At 73.6% G+C, this 16,450-nt stretch carries 11 protein-coding genes and 1 tRNA gene; 10 read left to right on the top strand and 2 right to left on the bottom strand.

Annotated features, from left to right (window positions below):
* Positions 1-217: 217 nt before the first annotated feature.
* The 5 genes from CLV35_RS08950 (at position 218) to CLV35_RS08930 (ending at position 7,318) form a co-directional block, all read left to right on the top strand.
* Entirely contained in the window at positions 218-559 is a 342-nt protein-coding gene (locus CLV35_RS08950) for an STAS domain-containing protein (protein WP_121193139.1), read from the top strand.
* Between the two features lie 11 nt (positions 560-570).
* On the top strand, positions 571-1,101 hold the full coding sequence (locus tag CLV35_RS08945; protein WP_121193138.1) for an ATP-binding protein: 531 nt from the start codon (positions 571-573) through the stop codon (positions 1,099-1,101).
* A gap of 154 nt (positions 1,102-1,255) precedes the next feature.
* Entirely contained in the window at positions 1,256-3,607 is a 2,352-nt protein-coding gene (locus tag CLV35_RS08940; protein WP_121193137.1) for a sodium-translocating pyrophosphatase, read from the top strand.
* 68 nt (positions 3,608-3,675) lie between these two features.
* Positions 3,676-5,139, top strand: coding sequence for a DUF7059 domain-containing protein (locus CLV35_RS08935; protein ID WP_456238340.1), 1,464 nt, complete (start codon positions 3,676-3,678; stop codon positions 5,137-5,139).
* A gap of 73 nt (positions 5,140-5,212) precedes the next feature.
* A complete protein-coding gene (locus tag CLV35_RS08930; RefSeq protein WP_121193136.1) occupies positions 5,213-7,318 on the top strand; it encodes a catalase in 2,106 nt (701 codons plus the stop codon).
* A gap of 32 nt (positions 7,319-7,350) precedes the next feature.
* On the opposite strand, the gene CLV35_RS08925 is transcribed toward CLV35_RS08930, so the two are convergent.
* The gene (locus CLV35_RS08925; protein ID WP_121193135.1) at positions 7,351-8,274 is read right to left on the bottom strand and encodes an EamA family transporter; all 924 of its coding nucleotides are present in this window, start codon (positions 8,272-8,274) and stop codon (positions 7,351-7,353) included.
* Positions 8,275-8,435: 161 nt separating this feature from the next.
* On the opposite strand from CLV35_RS08925, the gene topA reads away from it, so the two are divergent.
* The 4 genes from topA (at position 8,436) to CLV35_RS08900 (ending at position 15,337) form a co-directional block, all read left to right on the top strand.
* A complete protein-coding gene (gene topA, locus CLV35_RS08920) occupies positions 8,436-11,198 on the top strand; it encodes a type I DNA topoisomerase (protein WP_121193134.1) in 2,763 nt (920 codons plus the stop codon).
* Between the two features lie 38 nt (positions 11,199-11,236).
* Positions 11,237-13,990, top strand: coding sequence for a dTMP kinase (gene tmk / locus CLV35_RS08915; RefSeq protein ID WP_231121641.1), 2,754 nt, complete (start codon positions 11,237-11,239; stop codon positions 13,988-13,990).
* Positions 13,987-15,150, top strand: coding sequence for a DNA polymerase III subunit delta' (locus tag CLV35_RS08905; protein ID WP_121193491.1), 1,164 nt, complete (start codon positions 13,987-13,989; stop codon positions 15,148-15,150). Before tmk ends, CLV35_RS08905 begins: the two co-directional genes overlap by 4 nt.
* 110 nt (positions 15,151-15,260) lie before the next feature.
* Positions 15,261-15,337, top strand: a tRNA-Thr gene (locus tag CLV35_RS08900).
* A gap of 99 nt (positions 15,338-15,436) precedes the next feature.
* Here CLV35_RS08900 and CLV35_RS08895 read toward each other — a convergent pair.
* Entirely contained in the window at positions 15,437-15,880 is a 444-nt protein-coding gene (locus tag CLV35_RS08895; RefSeq protein ID WP_121193133.1) for a DUF6069 family protein, read from the bottom strand.
* Between the two features lie 207 nt (positions 15,881-16,087).
* Between CLV35_RS08895 and CLV35_RS08890 the strand changes: the two genes are divergently transcribed.
* Entirely contained in the window at positions 16,088-16,450 is a 363-nt protein-coding gene (locus CLV35_RS08890; protein ID WP_121193132.1) for a YciI family protein, read from the top strand.

Here is a 16,450-nt window from a genome sequence, read left to right as displayed (position 1 = left end):
GCGGTCACCCCACCAGGATGCGCCACGTCCGGGCGTGCGTCCGACAGGCGCGTCGACCCGCTCCACGAGCGGTGCGTCACAGCCGCGACGAGCGATGTGTCACAGCCCGAGGTGCGCTTCCGATGGGTGATCGCTCCGGCGTTGGGCAGGACAGTGGTTGAATGCGCCGTTGAGCGATGCCGCTCAACGGCTTTGACCCCTTTTGCCAGGAGGATTCGTGGACCTGTCCCTGTCGACTCGCCCCGAGGGTGACAAGACGGTTGTCGAGGTGGGTGGCGAGATCGACGTCTACACCGCCCCGCGCCTGCGCGAGCAGCTCGTCGACCTCGTCGCCGACGGCAAGTACCACCTCGTCGTCGACATGGAGCGGGTGGACTTCCTCGACTCGACCGGCCTGGGCGTGCTCGTCGGCGGCCTCAAGCGCGTCCGCGCGCACGACGGCTCGCTGCGCCTGGTGTGCACCCAGGAGCGCATCCTGAAGATCTTCCGGATCACCGGGCTGACCAAGGTCTTCCCGATCCACGAGTCCGTCGAGGACGCCCTCGCCGCCACGGACTGAGGACGCTCGCCGTGGAGACGACGACCGTCACCGTGCGGTTCACCGCTCTGCCCGCGCACGTGCGGACCGCCCGGCTGGTCGCCGCGGCGGTCGCGCGTCGCTCGGGGGTCGAGGAGAGCGTCCTCGACGAGGTGCGCCTCGCCGTCGGCGAGGCGTGCTCGCGCGCCGTCGACCTGCACCGGCGCCACTGCCCCGGCGAGCCGGTCACGGTGGCGCTCACCGACGGCAAGACCTCGTTCTCCGTCGAGGTCGTCGACCGCGCCCCCGAGCAGGGCGACGCCGAGCAGACGCTCGGCCGCCTGGCTGAGCAGGGCGGCTCGGCCGTGCTCGAGCCCGCGACGGCCGCGGTCGTCGAGCAGGCGTCCTCCCCCGACGCCGCCGGCTACACCGACGAGGACGAGCAGCTCAGCGACGCTCTGGGGCTCGCTGTCATCTCCGGGCTCGTCGACGACCTCGAGGTGACCCGCAGCGCCACCGGCCTGGCGCTGCGCATGACCTGGCCGCTCGACGTCCCGGTCGCGGCCATCCCCGCACAGCACTAGGCCCCCACCAGCTGGGCCTCGACTAGCCCGTACGGGTGTCCGGCGGGCGCCTGGGCGTGCCCCGGGTGCTCGCGGCGCCTCCGGCGGGCTAGTCTGCGGTTCCGCTCGACGGGGAGTGCCTCCCGTCGTCGGGATCCGACGTCAAGGAGGACGTATGCCCGGGGTCTTCCCCAGTTCCGCCAGCCCGACCGGCGCCCTGCTCGCCGCCGACTCCACGCGGTCGGTGTCGCTGTCCGGCGGCAGCCTGACCCTCGTGGCGGTGGTCACCGTCATCGCGATCCTGTCGCTGGGCGCCGCCGCGTACTTCCGGCAGGAGGTGCTGGCGGCCGGCGAGGGCACGGTGCGCATGCAGGAGATCGCCCGCGCCGTGCAAGAGGGCGCCTCGGCCTACCTGAGCCGGCAGTTCCGCACCCTCGGCGTCTTCGTCGTCATCGTGTTCTTCGTGCTGTTCGCGCTGCCCGGCGACGCGAGCGTCCGCATCGGACGCTCGATCTTCTTCGTCGTCGGCGCGCTGTTCTCGGCCTCGATCGGCTACTTCGGCATGTCGCTGGCCGTGCGCGCCAACGTGCGCGTCGCGGCCGCCGCCCGCGACCAGGGCGCCGAGCCCGCGATGAAGGTCGGCTTCCGCACCGGCGGCGTCGTCGGCATGGCGACGGTCGGCCTCGGCCTGCTGGGCGCCTCGGTCGTCGTGCTGCTCTACCGCGACGACGCCCCCAGCGTGCTCGAGGGCTTCGGCTTCGGAGCTGCGCTGCTGGCGATGTTCATGCGCGTGGGCGGCGGCATCTTCACCAAGGCCGCCGACGTCGGCGCCGACCTGGTCGGCAAGGTCGAGCAGGGCATCCCGGAGGACGACCCGCGCAACGCCGCGACCATCGCCGACAACGTCGGCGACAATGTGGGCGACTGCGCCGGCATGGCCGCCGACCTGTTCGAGTCCTACGCCGTGACGCTGGTCGCCGCGCTCATCCTCGGCAAGGCGGCCTTCGGCGAGGAGGGGCTGGTCTTCCCGCTCATCGTCCCGGCCCTCGGCGCGCTGACCGCGGTCGCCGGCATCCTGATGACCCGCGCCCGCCAGGGCGAGAACGGCCTCAAGGCCATCAACCGGGCGTTCTACGCCTCGGCCGCCATCGCCGCCGTGCTGTGCACGGTCGCGGCGTTCGCCTACCTGCCGGGCTCCTACGGCGGCCTGCACGACGCGTTCGCCGACTCCGACGTCAACCCGCGGGTCGTCGCGATCTTCTCAGTCCTGCTCGGCATCGTGCTGGCGGCCGCGATCCTCGCCCTCACCGGCTACTTCACCGGCACCGACAAGACGCCGACCCGCGACGTCGGGCGCACCTCGCTCACCGGCCCGGCCACGGTCGTGCTCGCCGGCATCAGCCTGGGGCTCGAGTCGGCGGTCTACACCGCCGTCGTCATCGGCGCGGCGGTCTACCTGGCGTTCCTGCTGGGCGGCGGCTCGGTCGTGGTCTCGCTGTTCGCGATCGCCCTGGCCGGCTGCGGCCTGCTCACCACCGTCGGCGTCATCGTGGCGATGGACACCTTCGGCCCGGTCTCCGACAACGCCCAGGGCATCGCCGAGATGTCCGGCGACGTCACCGGTGCCGGCGCCCGGATCCTCACCGACCTCGACGCGGTCGGCAACACCACGAAGGCCATCACCAAGGGCATCGCGATCGCGACCGCCGTGCTCGCGGCGACCGCGCTGTTCGGCTCCTACAGCGACGCGTGGCAGACGGCGTTCACCAACGCCCGGGTCGACGAGTCCTCGCTGAGCGACTCGGTCGTCCACAGCCTGAGCCTGACGATCTCCGACCCCAACGTGCTGGTGGGCCTGATCCTCGGCGCCTCGGTGGTGTTCCTGTTCTCCGGGCTCGCCATCACGGCGGTCTCGCGGGCCGCGGGCGCGGTCGTCTACGAGGTGCGCCGCCAGTTCCGCGACCACCCGGGGATCATGACCGGCGAGACCCGGCCGGAGTACGGCAAGGTCGTCGACATCTGCACCCGCGACTCGCTGCGCGAGCTGGCCACCCCAGGCCTGCTGGCCGTCATGGCGCCGATCGCGGTGGGCTTCGGCCTCGGCATCGGCCCGCTCGCGGCCTACCTCGCCGGCGCCATCGCGTGCGGCACGCTCATGGCGGTCTTCCTGGCCAACGCCGGTGGCGCCTGGGACAACGCCAAGAAGATCGTCGAGGACGGCGCCCACGGCGGCAAGGGCTCGGCCGCCCACGAGGCGACGGTCATCGGCGACACCGTCGGCGACCCGTTCAAGGACACCGCCGGCCCGGCGATCAACCCGCTGATCAAGGTGATGAACCTGGTGGCGGTCCTGATCGCCCCGGCGATCGTCAAGCTGACGGTCGGCGACGACGCCAACACCGGGCTGCGCATCGCCATCGCGGTGCTGGCGCTGGCCGTCATCGTGGCCGCCGTGACGGTGAGCCGCCGTCGCGGGATCGCGGTCGGCGACGCCGAGCCCTCGGCCCGGGCTGGTGCTACCCGCTGAGCCCGGCCCAGCACGTCCCCGCACCGCCCGGAGCAGGCCCAGCCCTCGCTCCGGGCGGTGCGGCGCGTCTGCGTCGTGCGCTGGTCGACGCCGGCTACTCGGCCGACGGGGTGCTCGACATCCTCGGCCCGGCCGCGCAGGCCGCGCTCGAGCGCGGCGAGGGGGTCGCGGGCCTGCGACGCACCTCTCGCCCGGAGGTCGCGGGCAGCGCGCTCGCCGCACTCGTACGACTGTTCCTCCTCCAGCAGCGGGTGCCCGAAGATCAGGTGGCGGGCGCACTGCCGCTCGACCTCGTCGTGCCGGCCGGGATCGTCGCCGTCGAGGACGGGGAGGTGCGAGCGCTCGTCGACATCCGCCCCTACGGCGCCGACGACGGCCCGGGCGACGGGTGGTACATCACCGGCGACCTCGACAGCCGCCTCGACGTCGCCGTCCGCGAGGGCGCGGAGGTCCGCACCGACCACGTGCTCGGGGTCGGCGGGGCGAGCGCGACGCTGGCGCAGCTGGTGCCGCGCACCCCTGTCGGCCGGGCGCTCGACCTCGGCACCGGCGGGGCGGTGCAGGTCCTCCACCTGTCCAAGCACGCGCGCGAGGTCGTCGCCACCGACGTCCTGCCCCGGGCGCTCGCCTTCGCCCGGCTGACCGCGGAGCTCAACGGCGTCGAGGTCGAGCTGCGCGAGGGCAGCCTCACCGAGCCGGTGGCGGGCGAGCACTTCGACCTCGTGGTCTCGAACCCGCCGTTCGTCATCGGCGCGCCCGACGTGCACACCTACCGCGACGCCGGCCTGCCGCTCGACACGCTCGGGCGCCGCCTGCTCGCGGAGGTGCCGCCGCTGCTCGCGCCCGGCGGCACGTTCGTCATGATCGGCGACTGGGTGCGGCTGCGCGGCGAGGAGCGGTTCGAGCGCGTACGCAGCTGGCTCCCCGGCGCCGGCTTCGACTCCCTCGTCGTGGTGCGCGACCAGGAGGACCCTGCGTCGTACGTCTCCACCTGGCTGCGCGACGCGGGCGAGCACACCGCGCCGGACGCGCTCGAGCGCTACGAGCGCTGGCTCGACGGGCTCGAGGGCGCCGGTGTCGAGGCGGTCGAGTTCGGCTGGGTCGTGGTCCGCCGCCACGACGGCCCGGACTCGCGCGCCGAGGTGCTCGACTGGCCCCACCCCGTCGAGCAGCCGGTCGGCCCGTGGCTGGTCGAGCGCATGGACGCGGCGGTGGTCCTCGACGGGTCCGACGACGACGCGCTGCTGGCCACGGCCCTGCGGGTGCGCGACGACGTGCGCCAGGAGCAGCACGGCGCACCCGGCGACGAGGACCCCGAGACGATCGTGCTGCGCCAGCAGCGCGGGCTGCGCGAGGCGCGCACGGTGAGCTCCGAGGTGGCCGGGGTGGTCGGCGCCTGCGACGGAGACATCCCGCTCGGCGTCCTCGTCGAGGCAGTGGCCCAGGTGGTCGAGGTCGACGTGGCGCAGCTGCGGCCGCAGGTGCTCGGCGAGGTGCGCGAGCTGGTCCGCGCCGGGTTCGTCCTGGTCTGACTCCTCGGCGGGCCGGTCTTTCGGGGCGAGCACGCCGGGGTAGGGGACGAGGAGTCCACCTCGAGGAGATCCGTTGCCCCCCAAGCCCCACCAGGACCAGTCAGCCCCCGCCAAGGTGAGCCCCACCGGCGCCACGGAGCGGTCCCTGCCGCTGGTCCGCGACGCCCGCTCGCAGAGCGGTGACCACCTGACCACCGCGAACGGCCTGCGCGTCGACGACACCGACCACTCGCTGAAGGCGGGGCGACGCGGTCCCAGCCTGCTCGAGGACTTCCACCTGCGCGAGAAGATCACGCACTTCGACCACGAGCGCATCCCTGAGCGCGTGGTCCACGCGCGGGGTGCCGCCGCTCACGGCGTCTTCACGTCCTACGGCAGCGCGGCCAGCGCCACGAAGGCCGGTTTCCTGGCCGAGAAGGGCAAGCAGACGCCCGTCTTCGTGCGCTTCTCGACGGTCCTGGGCTCGCGCGGCTCTGCCGACACGGTCCGCGACACCCGCGGCTTCGCGGTGAAGTTCTACACCGACGAAGGCACGTTCGACCTGGTCGGCAACAACATGCCGGTGTTCTTCATCCAGGACGCGATCAAGTTCCCCGACGTCATCCACGCCGGCAAGCCGCACCCCGACCGGGAGATCCCGCAGGCGCAGTCGGCGCACGACACGTTCTGGGACTTCGTCTCGCTGCACACCGAGGCCACCCACCACGTCTTCTGGAACATGTCCGACCGGGGCATCCCGCGCTCCTACCGCACGATGGAGGGCTTCGGCGTCCACACGTTCCGCCTCGAGAACGCCGCGGGCGAGACCGTGCTCGCCAAGTGGCACTGGAAGCCGGTCGCCGGCGTGCACTCCCTGGTGTGGGAGGAGGCGCAGATCACCGCCGGCATGGACCCCGACTTCCACCGGCGCGACATGGCCGACGGCATCGAGAACGGCGCGTTCCTCGAGTGGGAGCTCGGTCTCCAGCTGCTGCCCGACACCCCTGACGAGATGTTCGAGGGCATCGACCTGCTCGACCCCACCAAGATCGTGCCGGAGGAGCTGGCGCCGGTGCAGCTCGTCGGACGGATGACGCTGAACGCCAACCCGACCAACTACTTCGCCGAGACCGAGCAGGTCGCCTTCCACCTCGGCAACCTCGTGCCCGGCATCCAGGTGACCAACGACCCGCTCCTGCAGGGTCGGCTGTTCTCCTACCTCGACACCCAGCTGACACGGCTGGGAGGCCCCAACTTCACCCAGCTGCCCATCAACCGGCCGCACGCCGACGTCAACGACAACCTGCGCGACGGCATGCACCAGACCGCCGTGCACACCGGGCTGGCGCCGTACCTCCCCAACAGCGTCGACGGCGGCGGCCCCAGGACCGCTGACGCGTCGGAGGGCGCCTACGTGACGCTCCCGACGCCGACGACCGGCGAGAAGGTACGCGGTGCAGCAGTCTCCTTCGACGACCACTTCACCCAGGCGCGCCTCTTCTACGTCAGCCTGACCCCGCTGGAGCAGGACCACGTCGTCGAGGCCTTCACCTTCGAGCTGGCGAAGGTGTTCGAGAAGGGCATCCGCGAGCGCATGCTCGCGAACCTCGCGCGCGTCGACACCGCCCTGGCGGGTCGCGTCGCCGTGGGGCTGGGCCTGCCGGTGCCCGAGGCGGTCGACCTCCCCGAGGTGGCGCCGTCGCCGGCGCTGAGCCAGATCTCGCCGGTGCCCGGTCCGGTCGCCGGTCGCGTGGTCGGCGTCGTGGCCGGCCCTGGCGCCGACCTGGCGGGCATCGCGTCCCTGCGCGACGCCCTGGCCGCGCAGGGCGCCGTGCTGCGGATCATCTCGCCGGTCGCCGGCGAGCTGGCCGACGGCACGCACGTCGAGATCGTCGACCGGGCGCTCTACGCGACGCGGTCCGTGGAGTTCGACGCCGTCGTGGTCGCCGGGGGAGCGGGCAGCCTGCGCCACCCGAAGCTCGACGTCCTGCTGCAGGAGGCCTTCCGCCACCTCAAGCCGCTCGGCGCGTGGGGCGACGGCGCCCTCGTGCTGAGGGCGGCGGGCGTCGCGCCGGAAGCCGCCGGCGTGCTCACCGCCGACGAGGCCGGCGCCGGCTTCGCCGAGCAGCTGGTCACGGCGCTCGGCCTGCACCGGGTCTGGGACCGCGCGCCGCAGGTCGTCCCGCAGCCCGCTCCCTGAGCTGCGGCAGCCCTGGTCCGGGGCCGGTGCCGCTAGCCGGTGCCGGCCTCGACCAGGGCGTCGTCGTCCAGCCGGTCGTCGACGCCCTTCGCGCGGGCGGTGAGAGTCACGCCCAGGCTCGCGACGCTGACCAGCACCAGCGCGACGACCGAGCGCAGGGTCAGCGACTGGCCGAGGATGACCAGCCCGGCGAGCGTCGCGCTCATCGGCTCCAGGCTCATCAGCACTCCGAACACCCGGGTCGAGAGCCGGCGCAGGGCCGCCATCTCGAGGCTGTAGGGGACGACCGACGACAGCAGCGCGACACCCACCGCGTGCAGCAGCAGGTCGCCGGAGGTGAAGGTGGGCAGGACGTGCTGCGGCTCGCGGAAGGCGGTCACGACGCCGGCCACCGCGGCGCCGACGGCGAGCGAGACGGCGAGCCCCTGCGTACCAGGCAGCAGCGCGCCGACCCGCGCGCTCGCCACGATGTAGCCGGCCCAGAACAGCCCGGCGACGAACGCGAGCACCAACCCGCGCGTCTGCGCGCCACCGGCGGCGTCGGAGATGCCGAGCAGCGCCACGCCCGCTGCGGCGAGCAGGGCGAAGGCCAGGTCGAGCAGACGGCGGGTCTGCACGAGCGCGAGCAGCAGCGGGCCGAGGAACTCGACGGTCACCGCCGCGCCCAGGGGGGCCGAGCTCAGCGCCTGGTAGAAGACGAGGTTCATCGCCGACATCGACAGGCCGAGCAGCACGGCTGCCAGCAGCGACGCGCGCGACCAGCGCCAGACCTTGGGCCGGATGGCGACGCACAGGACCAGCGCCGAGAGCAGCAGACGGAAGAAGACGACCGTCGTGGGCTCGAGCCGGTCGAACATCTTGGCCGCGACAGCGCTGCCGCACTGCACCGAGACGATCGCCCCGAGCACGAGCAGCGGGGACGGCACGCGCTCGAGCGGGGTCCTCACTGGGCCCATCCTCCCAGACCGCCCGGCGGAGCCGGGAACGCGCCGGTGCGGCGGTGCGGTTTGACAGGCGGGGCGGTGGTGGCGTCACACTCCGCCCTGTCGATCCGTACGCCGCTCGACACCGGCGCGTAGGTTCGATCCCGACGCTGTCGTTCGAAGTGAGGACCCCTGTGCCGCCCCGTACCCGCACCGCCACCGGCCGCCGCCTGGTGATCGTCGAGTCGCCGACCAAGGCGCGCAAGATCGCGGGGTACCTCGGCGACGGCTACGACGTCGAGGCCAGCGTGGGCCACATCCGCGACCTCCCGACGCCCAGCGAGCTCCCGGCCGACATGAAGAAGGGCCCCTACGGCAAGTTCGCGGTCGACGTGGACGCCGGGTTCGCCCCCTACTACGTCGTCGACAACGACAAGAAGAAGAAGGTCTCCGAGCTCAAGGCGCTGCTCAAGAACGCTGACGAGCTCTACCTCGCGACGGACGAGGACCGCGAGGGCGAGGCCATCGCCTGGCACCTGCTCCAGGTCCTGAAGCCGACCGTGCCCGTGCACCGGATGGTCTTCCACGAGATCACACCTGAGGCGATCCGCCGCGCGGTCGACAACACCCGCGAGCTCGACCAGCACCTGGTGGACGCGCAGGAGACCCGGCGCATCCTCGACCGGCTCTACGGCTACGAGATCTCGCCGGTGCTCTGGCGCAAGGTACGCGCGGGGCTCTCCGCCGGCCGCGTGCAGTCGGTCGCCACCCGCCTGGTCGTCGAGCGCGAGCGGGAGCGCATCGCGTTCCGCACCGCGTCGTACTGGGACGTCGAGGCGCAGCTCGAGCGCGCCGGCCAGCCCTTCGCCGCGCGCCTGAGCTCGGTCGACGGCTCCCGCGTGGCCTCGGGCCGAGACTTCACCTCGGAGGGCGTGCTGTCGTCCCGGGCCCAGGGCGCCGGCGTCCGGACCCTCGACGAGACGGCCGCGAGCTCGCTGGCGACCGCGCTCGAGGGCGCGCCGTTCACGGTGCGCTCGGTGGAGGAGAAGCCGTACTCCCGCCGTCCCGCCGCGCCGTTCATCACCTCCACGCTGCAGCAGGAGGCGAGCCGCAAGCTGCGCTGGTCGTCGCAGACGACGATGCGCGTGGCGCAGCGTCTCTACGAGAACGGCTACATCACCTACATGCGCACCGACTCGACGACGCTGTCGCAGTCGGCGCTCGACGCCGCCCGGTCGCAGGCGCGCGAGCTCTACGGCCCCGAGTACGTCCCCGACGTGCCGCGCCGCTACGAGAAGAAGGTCAAGAACGCGCAGGAGGCCCACGAGGCCATCCGCCCGGCCGGCGACGTGTTCCGCACCCCGGGCGAGGTGTCGGGAGAGCTGGCGCGCGACGAGTTCGCGCTCTACGACCTCGTCTGGAAGCGCACGGTCGCCTCGCAGATGGCGGACGCTCGCGGCACGACGGTGTCGGTACGCATCGGTGCGACCCCCCGCTCGGGCGCGTCGGCCTTCGCCGACGCCGAGTTCTCGGCCTCCGGCACGGTGATCTCGTTCCGCGGGTTCCTCGCGGCCTACGAGGAGGGGCGCGACGAGGACGCCGCCGCCCGCGCGGAGGAGCGTGAGCAGCGCCTCCCGGCCGTCGCCGAGGGCGACTCGCTGCAGGCGCTGAGCCTGAGCGCCGAGGGCCACGCGACCAGCCCGCCGGCCCGCTACACCGAGGCCACGCTGGTCAAGGCGCTGGAGGAGCGGGCCATCGGGCGCCCGTCCACCTACGCCTCGATCCTCGGCACCATCCTCGACCGCGGCTACATCTTCAAGAAGGGCAGCGCGCTCGTCCCGACGTGGCTCGCGTTCGCCGTGACCCGGCTGCTCGAGGAGCACTTCGGCGACCTGGTCGACTACGACTTCACCGCCGAGATGGAGGAGGACCTCGACCGCATCGCCGGCGGCAACGCCGACCGCGTCGAGTGGCTGCGCCGGTTCTACTTCGGCGAGGGCGACGGCTCGTCCGCTGGTGCGGGCGGCGGGGCTGACGGTCCCGACGAGCTCGGCGGGCTGAAGAGCGTCGTGGAGAACCTGGGCGACATCGACGCCCGTGAGGTCAACACGTACGACCTCGGCGAGGGCATCGCCGTGCGCGTCGGCCGCTACGGCCCCTACATCGAGCGCGGCGAGCAGCGCGCGTCGCTGCCCGAGGACCTGGCGCCCGACGAGCTGACGGTCGAGAAGGCGGAGGAGCTGCTCTCGGCTCCCTCGGGCGACCGCTCGCTCGGCACGGACCCGGCGACCGGCCGGGAGATCGTCGCGAAGGCCGGCCGCTTCGGCCCCTACGTCACCGAGGTGCTGCCCGAGGGCTCGCCGAAGTCGGCCAAGCCGCGCACCGGCTCGCTGTTCAAGTCGATGTCGCTCGACACCGTCACGCTCGAGCAGGCGCTGCAGCTGCTGACGCTGCCGCGCGTGGTGGGCGTCGACCCGGCCGACGGCGGCGAGATCACCGCGCAGAACGGCCGCTACGGGCCCTACCTGAAGAAGGGCACCGACTCCCGGACCATCGAGTCGGAGGAGCAGCTGCTCACGATCTCCCTCGAGGACGCGCTGAAGATCTACGCCCAGCCGCGCCAGCGCGGTCGCGGAGCAGCGCGCCCACCGCTCAAGGAGCTTGGGCCCGACCCGGTGAGCGGCTCGCCGATGGTGGTCAAGGAGGGCCGCTTCGGCGCCTACGTGACCGACGGGGAGTTCAACGCGACCCTGCGCAAGGGCGACACGGTCGAGGGCCTGACCCCCGAGCGGGCTGCCGAGCTGCTCGCCGACAAGCGGGCGGCCGGGCCGGCGACGAAGAAGACGGCGCGCAAGGCTCCGGCGAAGAAGGCAGCGGGCACGACGGCGAAGAAGGCGACGGCGAAGAAGACCCCGGCCAAGAAGGCGGCCAAGGCCGTCCCGGCAGCGGGTCGGTGACGCGGGGCGCTGTCAGGGCCCGCGGCTAGGGTGGCGGCGTGAGCTCGGCCGACCAGAACCCCGCGATCGTCTCCGGGCTGGGTGCTGCGCGGGGGCTCGGCGGCGACGTCCGCGGCGTCCTCGCCATCCCCACCTTCCGCCGGCTCTGGGCGGCGCTGTGCTTCGCCAGCCTCGGTGACTGGCTGGGCCTGCTCGCGCTCACGGCCTACGCCCAGGCGCTCTCGGCTGGCAGCTACAAGCAGGAGAACCTCGCCGTCGCGGCGGTGTTCCTGCTGCGCCTGGCCCCTGCCATGGTGATCGGCCCGCTCGCGGGCGTCGTCGCCGACCGGCTCGACCGGCGGTGGACCATGGTGGCGGCCAACGGCTTCCGCTTCGTCGTCATCGCCACCATCCCGGTCGTCGGGCAGCTGTGGTGGCTGTTCGCCGCGACGCTGCTCGTCGAGTCCGCGAGCCTGTTCTTCATCCCGGCCAAGGAGGCCACGGTCCCCAACCTGGTGCCGCGCGAGCGGCTCGAGGCGGCCAACCAGCTCAACCTCGCGGGCACCTACGGCTCGGCGCCGGTCGCCGCCGTGGTCTTCGTCGGGCTCTCCCTGCTCGCCCGGCTCCTCGGCGGCACGGACTCCGAGCAGGCCCTGCGCCCGGCGAGCGTCGCGCTCTACGTCAACTCCTTCGCCTTCCTCGTCGCCGCCGTGGTCATCGCCAGGCTGCGCGAGATCCCGCCGCACCCGCCGCGCCCGGCCGACGAGGAGCCGTCCGCGTGGCGGGCACTGGTCGACGGCTGGAAGTACGTCGGCTCCACCCAGGTCGTGCGCGGCCTGGTGTTCGCGATGCTCGGGGCCTTCGCGGCCGCCGGCGCCGTGATCGGGCTGGCCCGCACCTACGTCCGCGACCTGGGTGCGGGCGACGCGGGCTACGGCGTCCTGTTCTTCGCGGTCTTCCTCGGCCTCGCGCTCGGCATGGCGTTCGGCCCGCGGCTGCTGGCGGGCTTCAGCCGGCGGCGCATGCTCTGCCTCTCGATCGTCTGCGCCGGCATCGCGCTGGCCTTCGTCGCGCTGGTGCCCAACATCGTCATCGCGGTGATGTTCACCGTGCTGCTCGGCGCCTTCGCCGGCACGTCGTGGGTGACCGCCTACACGCTGATCGGGCTCGAGGTCGACGACGAGCACCGCGGGCGGGTCTTCGCCTCCCTCAACGTCATGCTGCGGGTCGTGCTCGTCGGCGTCCTGGCCCTCGCGCCGCTGCTGGCCGCGGCCATCGGCGTGCACCGGCTGACGCCGACCGACGAGTGGACCTGGACGCTGTCGGGCGCCGCGATCACGATGCTGCTGGCCGGCGTGCTGGCCGCGGTGCTCGGCGTCGTGTCGTTCCGCGCCATGGACGACCGCCCGGGGGTCCCGCTGCTCGCCGACCTCGTCGGCGCGCTGCGCGGCCGCCCGCTGCCGGAGCCGGGCCGCCAGCCCGTGGCCACCGGGTTCTTCCTCGTGCTCGAGGGCGGCGAGGCGGTGGGCAAGTCGACCCAGGTGCAGGCCGTCGCCGAGTGGGTGCGGGCCCGCGGCCACGAGGTCGTCGTCACCCGCGAGCCCGGCGGCACCGAGGTCGGTGCCAAGGTGCGCGCCATCGTGCTCGACCCGGGCACCGGCCACCTCGTGCCCCAGGCGGAGGCGCTGCTCTACGCCGCCGACCGCGCCCACCACGTCGGCACCCTCGTGCGCCCGGCGCTCGAGCGCGGGGCGGTGGTCATCAGCGACCGCTACGTCGACTCCTCGCTCGCCTACCAGGGCGCCGGCCGGGCCCTGCAGGTCGAGGACGTCGCCCGCATCTCCCGCTGGGCCACCGGCGGGCTGGTGCCCGACCTGACCGTGCTGCTCGACCTGCCGGCAGAGGTCGCGGCGGCCCGGCGGCAGGCCCGCGACGGCGGAGCCGGTGACCGGCTCGAGGCCGAGCCCACCGACTTCCACGAGCGCGTGCGCCGCGGCTTCCTCGAGCTCGCCACCTCCGCCCCGCACCGCTACCTCGTCGTCGACGCGACCGAGCCGGCCGAGGCCGTCAGCGAGCACATCCGCCAGCACCTGCGCGCCGTCCTGCCGTTGAGCGCCGTGGAGGTCGCGGAGCAGGAGCGCGTACGCCGTGAGGAGGCCGCACGCCTCGCCGAGGAGCGGCGCCAGCACGACGAGGAGCGCCGCCTCGCCGTCGAAGCCCGCCGCGCCGAGGAGGCCGAGCGCCGTCGCGCCGAGCGGGAGCGCAACGACGCCGCCATGCAGGAGGCGCTCCGCCAGGCGGCCGAGCAGGCCCGGCTCGACGCGCTGGCCGCCGAGCAGGCCGAGCGCGAGCGCCTCGAGCGCCAGCGCGCCGAGCGCGAGGAGCTCGAGCGGGCCCGGGTCGAGCAGGAGCGGCTCGACGCCGAGCGCGCGGAGCAGGAGCGGCTGGAGCGGGCCGAGCGGGAGCGGGTCGAGCTCGAGCGGGTCGAGCGCGAGCGGGCCGAGCGCGCCGAGCGCGAACGTGCCGAGCGCGAACGTGAGGAGCAGCACCGCGCCGAGTCCGCCGCTCGTGACGACGGCGAGAGCCGTGGCGCCCCGCTGCTCCGAACGCCTCCCCGGCTCGAGGACACCGCGCCTCTCGACGACGCGTCCGACGCCCAGACCCGCGAGCTCACCCTCGTCGACGAGATCTTCTCGATGGGATTCCACACCGAGCGCGCCGACGACGAGACCGCCGAGGAAGGCCCGAGCGGCTCGACCGGAGACGAGCGCGTCGACGGCGACAGCGACTCCTCCCGCGGGTGGCTCCGGTGAGCGTCTGGGACGACGTCGTCGGCCAGGAGCGGGTCATCGCCGAGCTCCGCGCCGCCGTGAGCTCCGCGGCCGACCTGCTCGCGGGCGGCCGCGGCGAGGCCATGACCCACGCGTGGCTGTTCACCGGCCCGCCCGGCTCGGGCCGCTCGGTCGCCGCGCGTGCCTTCGCCGCCGCCCTGCAGTGCGAGCGCGGTGGCTGCGGCCAGTGCACCGCCTGCCGCACAGCGCTGGCCGGCACGCACGCCGACGTCGAGGTCGTGACGACCCGGCTGCTCTCCATCGGCGTGGGTGTCGCGCGCGAGCTGGTGCAGTGGGCTACGCGCCGGCCGTCCGGCGGGCGCTGGCAGGTGGTCCTCGTCGAGGACGTCGACCGGCTCACCGAGCAGGCGGCCAACACGCTGCTCAAGGTCCTCGAGGAGCCGCCGCCGCGTACGGTGTGGCTGCTCTGCGCCCCGAGCCTCGAGGACGCGCTGCCGACCATCCGGTCGCGGTGCCGTCACGTGCTGCTCCGCACGCCACCGGTCGCCGCGGTCGCCGACCTGCTCGTGCGCCGCGACGGCGTGGACCCCGCCATGGCGAGCTTCGCGGCGCGGGCGTCGCAGGGGCACGTCGGCCGCGCCCGCCGCCTGGCCACCGACGAGTCGGCCCGGCTGCGCCGCAACGAGGCGCTGCGCATCCCGACGCAGGTCACCGACCTCGGCTCGTGCCTCACGGCCGCGGCCAACCTGGTCGAGGCGACCAAGGAGGAGGCGGGCGCCCAGTCCGCCTCGCTCGACGGCCGCGAGACCGAAGAACTGGCGCGGGCGCTGGGCAAGGGCACGGTCGGGCGGGCGATGGACCGCAGCGCTGCCAGCCAGCTCAAGGAGCTCGAGAAGCAGCAGAAGACGCGGGCCAAGCGCACCCAGCTCGACGCGCTCGACCGGGCGCTGGTCGACCTGGTCTCGTTCTACCGCGACGTGCTGGCCGTGCAGGTCGGGGCCACCGTGCACCTGGTCAACGAGGAGCTGCGCCCGGCGGTCGAGCGGCTCGCGCGCGGCGGGGCGCCGGAGGAGACCCTGCGCCGCATCGACGCGATCCTCGAGTGCCGGCTCGCCCTCGAGGCCAACGCGGCGCCGCTGCTCGCCGTCGAGGCGATGACCTTGGCGCTGCGCACCGGCTGACCACTCCGCTAGCAGGACCGGTCGGGTGCCTGTGCGCGGGCCGCGGCACGCGTACCGCCACGATGCCGCTAGACTCCATCCTCGTGCTCCGCGCCTCGGTGCGGAGCGCTGCCGCCTTAGCTCAGTCGGCCAGAGCGACGCACTCGTAATGCGTAGGTCATCGGTTCGATTCCGATAGGCGGCTCCACCACCCTCAGGTCTTCTACCCGGGGGCTCACTCGTCCGGGGCAGCGGACGACTCGGGCGTGGTCGCGGCCGCCCGTGAAGTCGGGCAGTCGCGTCCCCCTCAACGCGCCAGGCGCTTCGCGAGCGTCGGCACGACGATGGCGGCGGCGACGCAGTGCAGCGCGATGAGGGTCGCTGCGGACGCGGCGTCGAACCCGACGGTGAGGTCCGGCACGAACGACAGCGCCGTCAGGGCGACCGTGGTGCGGACGAACGTGCGCCGCGGCCGTCGCACCCGGCGAGCCATGACGGCCGCGAGCCCCACGCCGACCAGCGAGAGGACCAGCGTCACCTGGGCGAAGGCGGCGATCGGGATGCCCGCTCCGGCCGAGTCGGCGAACGACACACCGGCGGCCGATGCACAGGACGCGAGGACGGTGGTCGCGACGGACGCGGCGAGGGCGGCGGTGAGGCCGTGCTTCCACAGCGGCAGGCGCGAGGGGGCGTCGAGCCCGTACGCGGTGGCGGTGGTGCCGGCCTGGATCTCGGTCGTGGTCGTGGACATGTCGGGCTCCGTCCGTCAGGGGCCGCTCCGTGCGACCCTCATGCCTCTCCACGAGTGGGCAGCCCCGGATCCGACAGCGCCGTGGGAGTTCTTGTCCGGAGCCCTGGCGGCGGGCCCGCTGTGGCAGGTTGTCGTATTCGGCCGATCCCGTTCGTGGTGGAGGTACGCGGCGGTCACCGAGGCCGCCGGCGACGAGGAGGACATCTCATGGCGCACTACCTGCTCAGCGTGCACGGCCCGGCCGAGCGCACCGAGTTCGGCGACTACGGCTCCCGCGAGGCGATGGAGGAGGCCTTCGCCGCGACCGGGGCCTTCAACGAGGAGCTGAAGAGCTCGGGCTACTGGGTCTTCGCCGGCGGGCTCGAGCCCGCGGCGACGGCCACCGTGGTCGACGGTCGCGGGGACGCGCCGGTGATGACCGACGGGCCCTACCTCGAGACCAAGGAGGTCATCGGAGGGTTCTGGGTCGTCGACGTCCCGGACCTCGACGTCGCGCTCGCCCTCGCGGCCGCGGGGTCCAAGGCGTGCCGGGGCAAGGTCGAGGTCCGCCCGTTCGACGGTCTGGCCTGA

The sequence above is a fragment of the Motilibacter peucedani genome, assembly GCF_003634695.1.
Taxonomy (GTDB): Bacteria; Actinomycetota; Actinomycetes; order Motilibacterales; family Motilibacteraceae; genus Motilibacter; species Motilibacter peucedani.
The sequence above is the reverse complement of the archived record's forward strand: the minus strand, read 5'-3'. Positions and strand labels throughout refer to the sequence as shown.

Coding starts and splice junctions, on each gene's coding strand:
- CLV35_RS08940 (WP_121193137.1), top strand. CDS start 1,256: ATGCCCGGGGTCTTCCCCAGTTCCGCCAGCCCGACCGGCGCCCTGCTC.
- CLV35_RS08925 (WP_121193135.1), bottom strand. CDS start 8,274: ATGGGCCCAGTGAGGACCCCGCTCGAGCGCGTGCCGTCCCCGCTGCTC.
- CLV35_RS08895 (WP_121193133.1), bottom strand. CDS start 15,880: ATGTCCACGACCACGACCGAGATCCAGGCCGGCACCACCGCCACCGCG.
- CLV35_RS08890 (WP_121193132.1), top strand. CDS start 16,088: ATGGCGCACTACCTGCTCAGCGTGCACGGCCCGGCCGAGCGCACCGAG.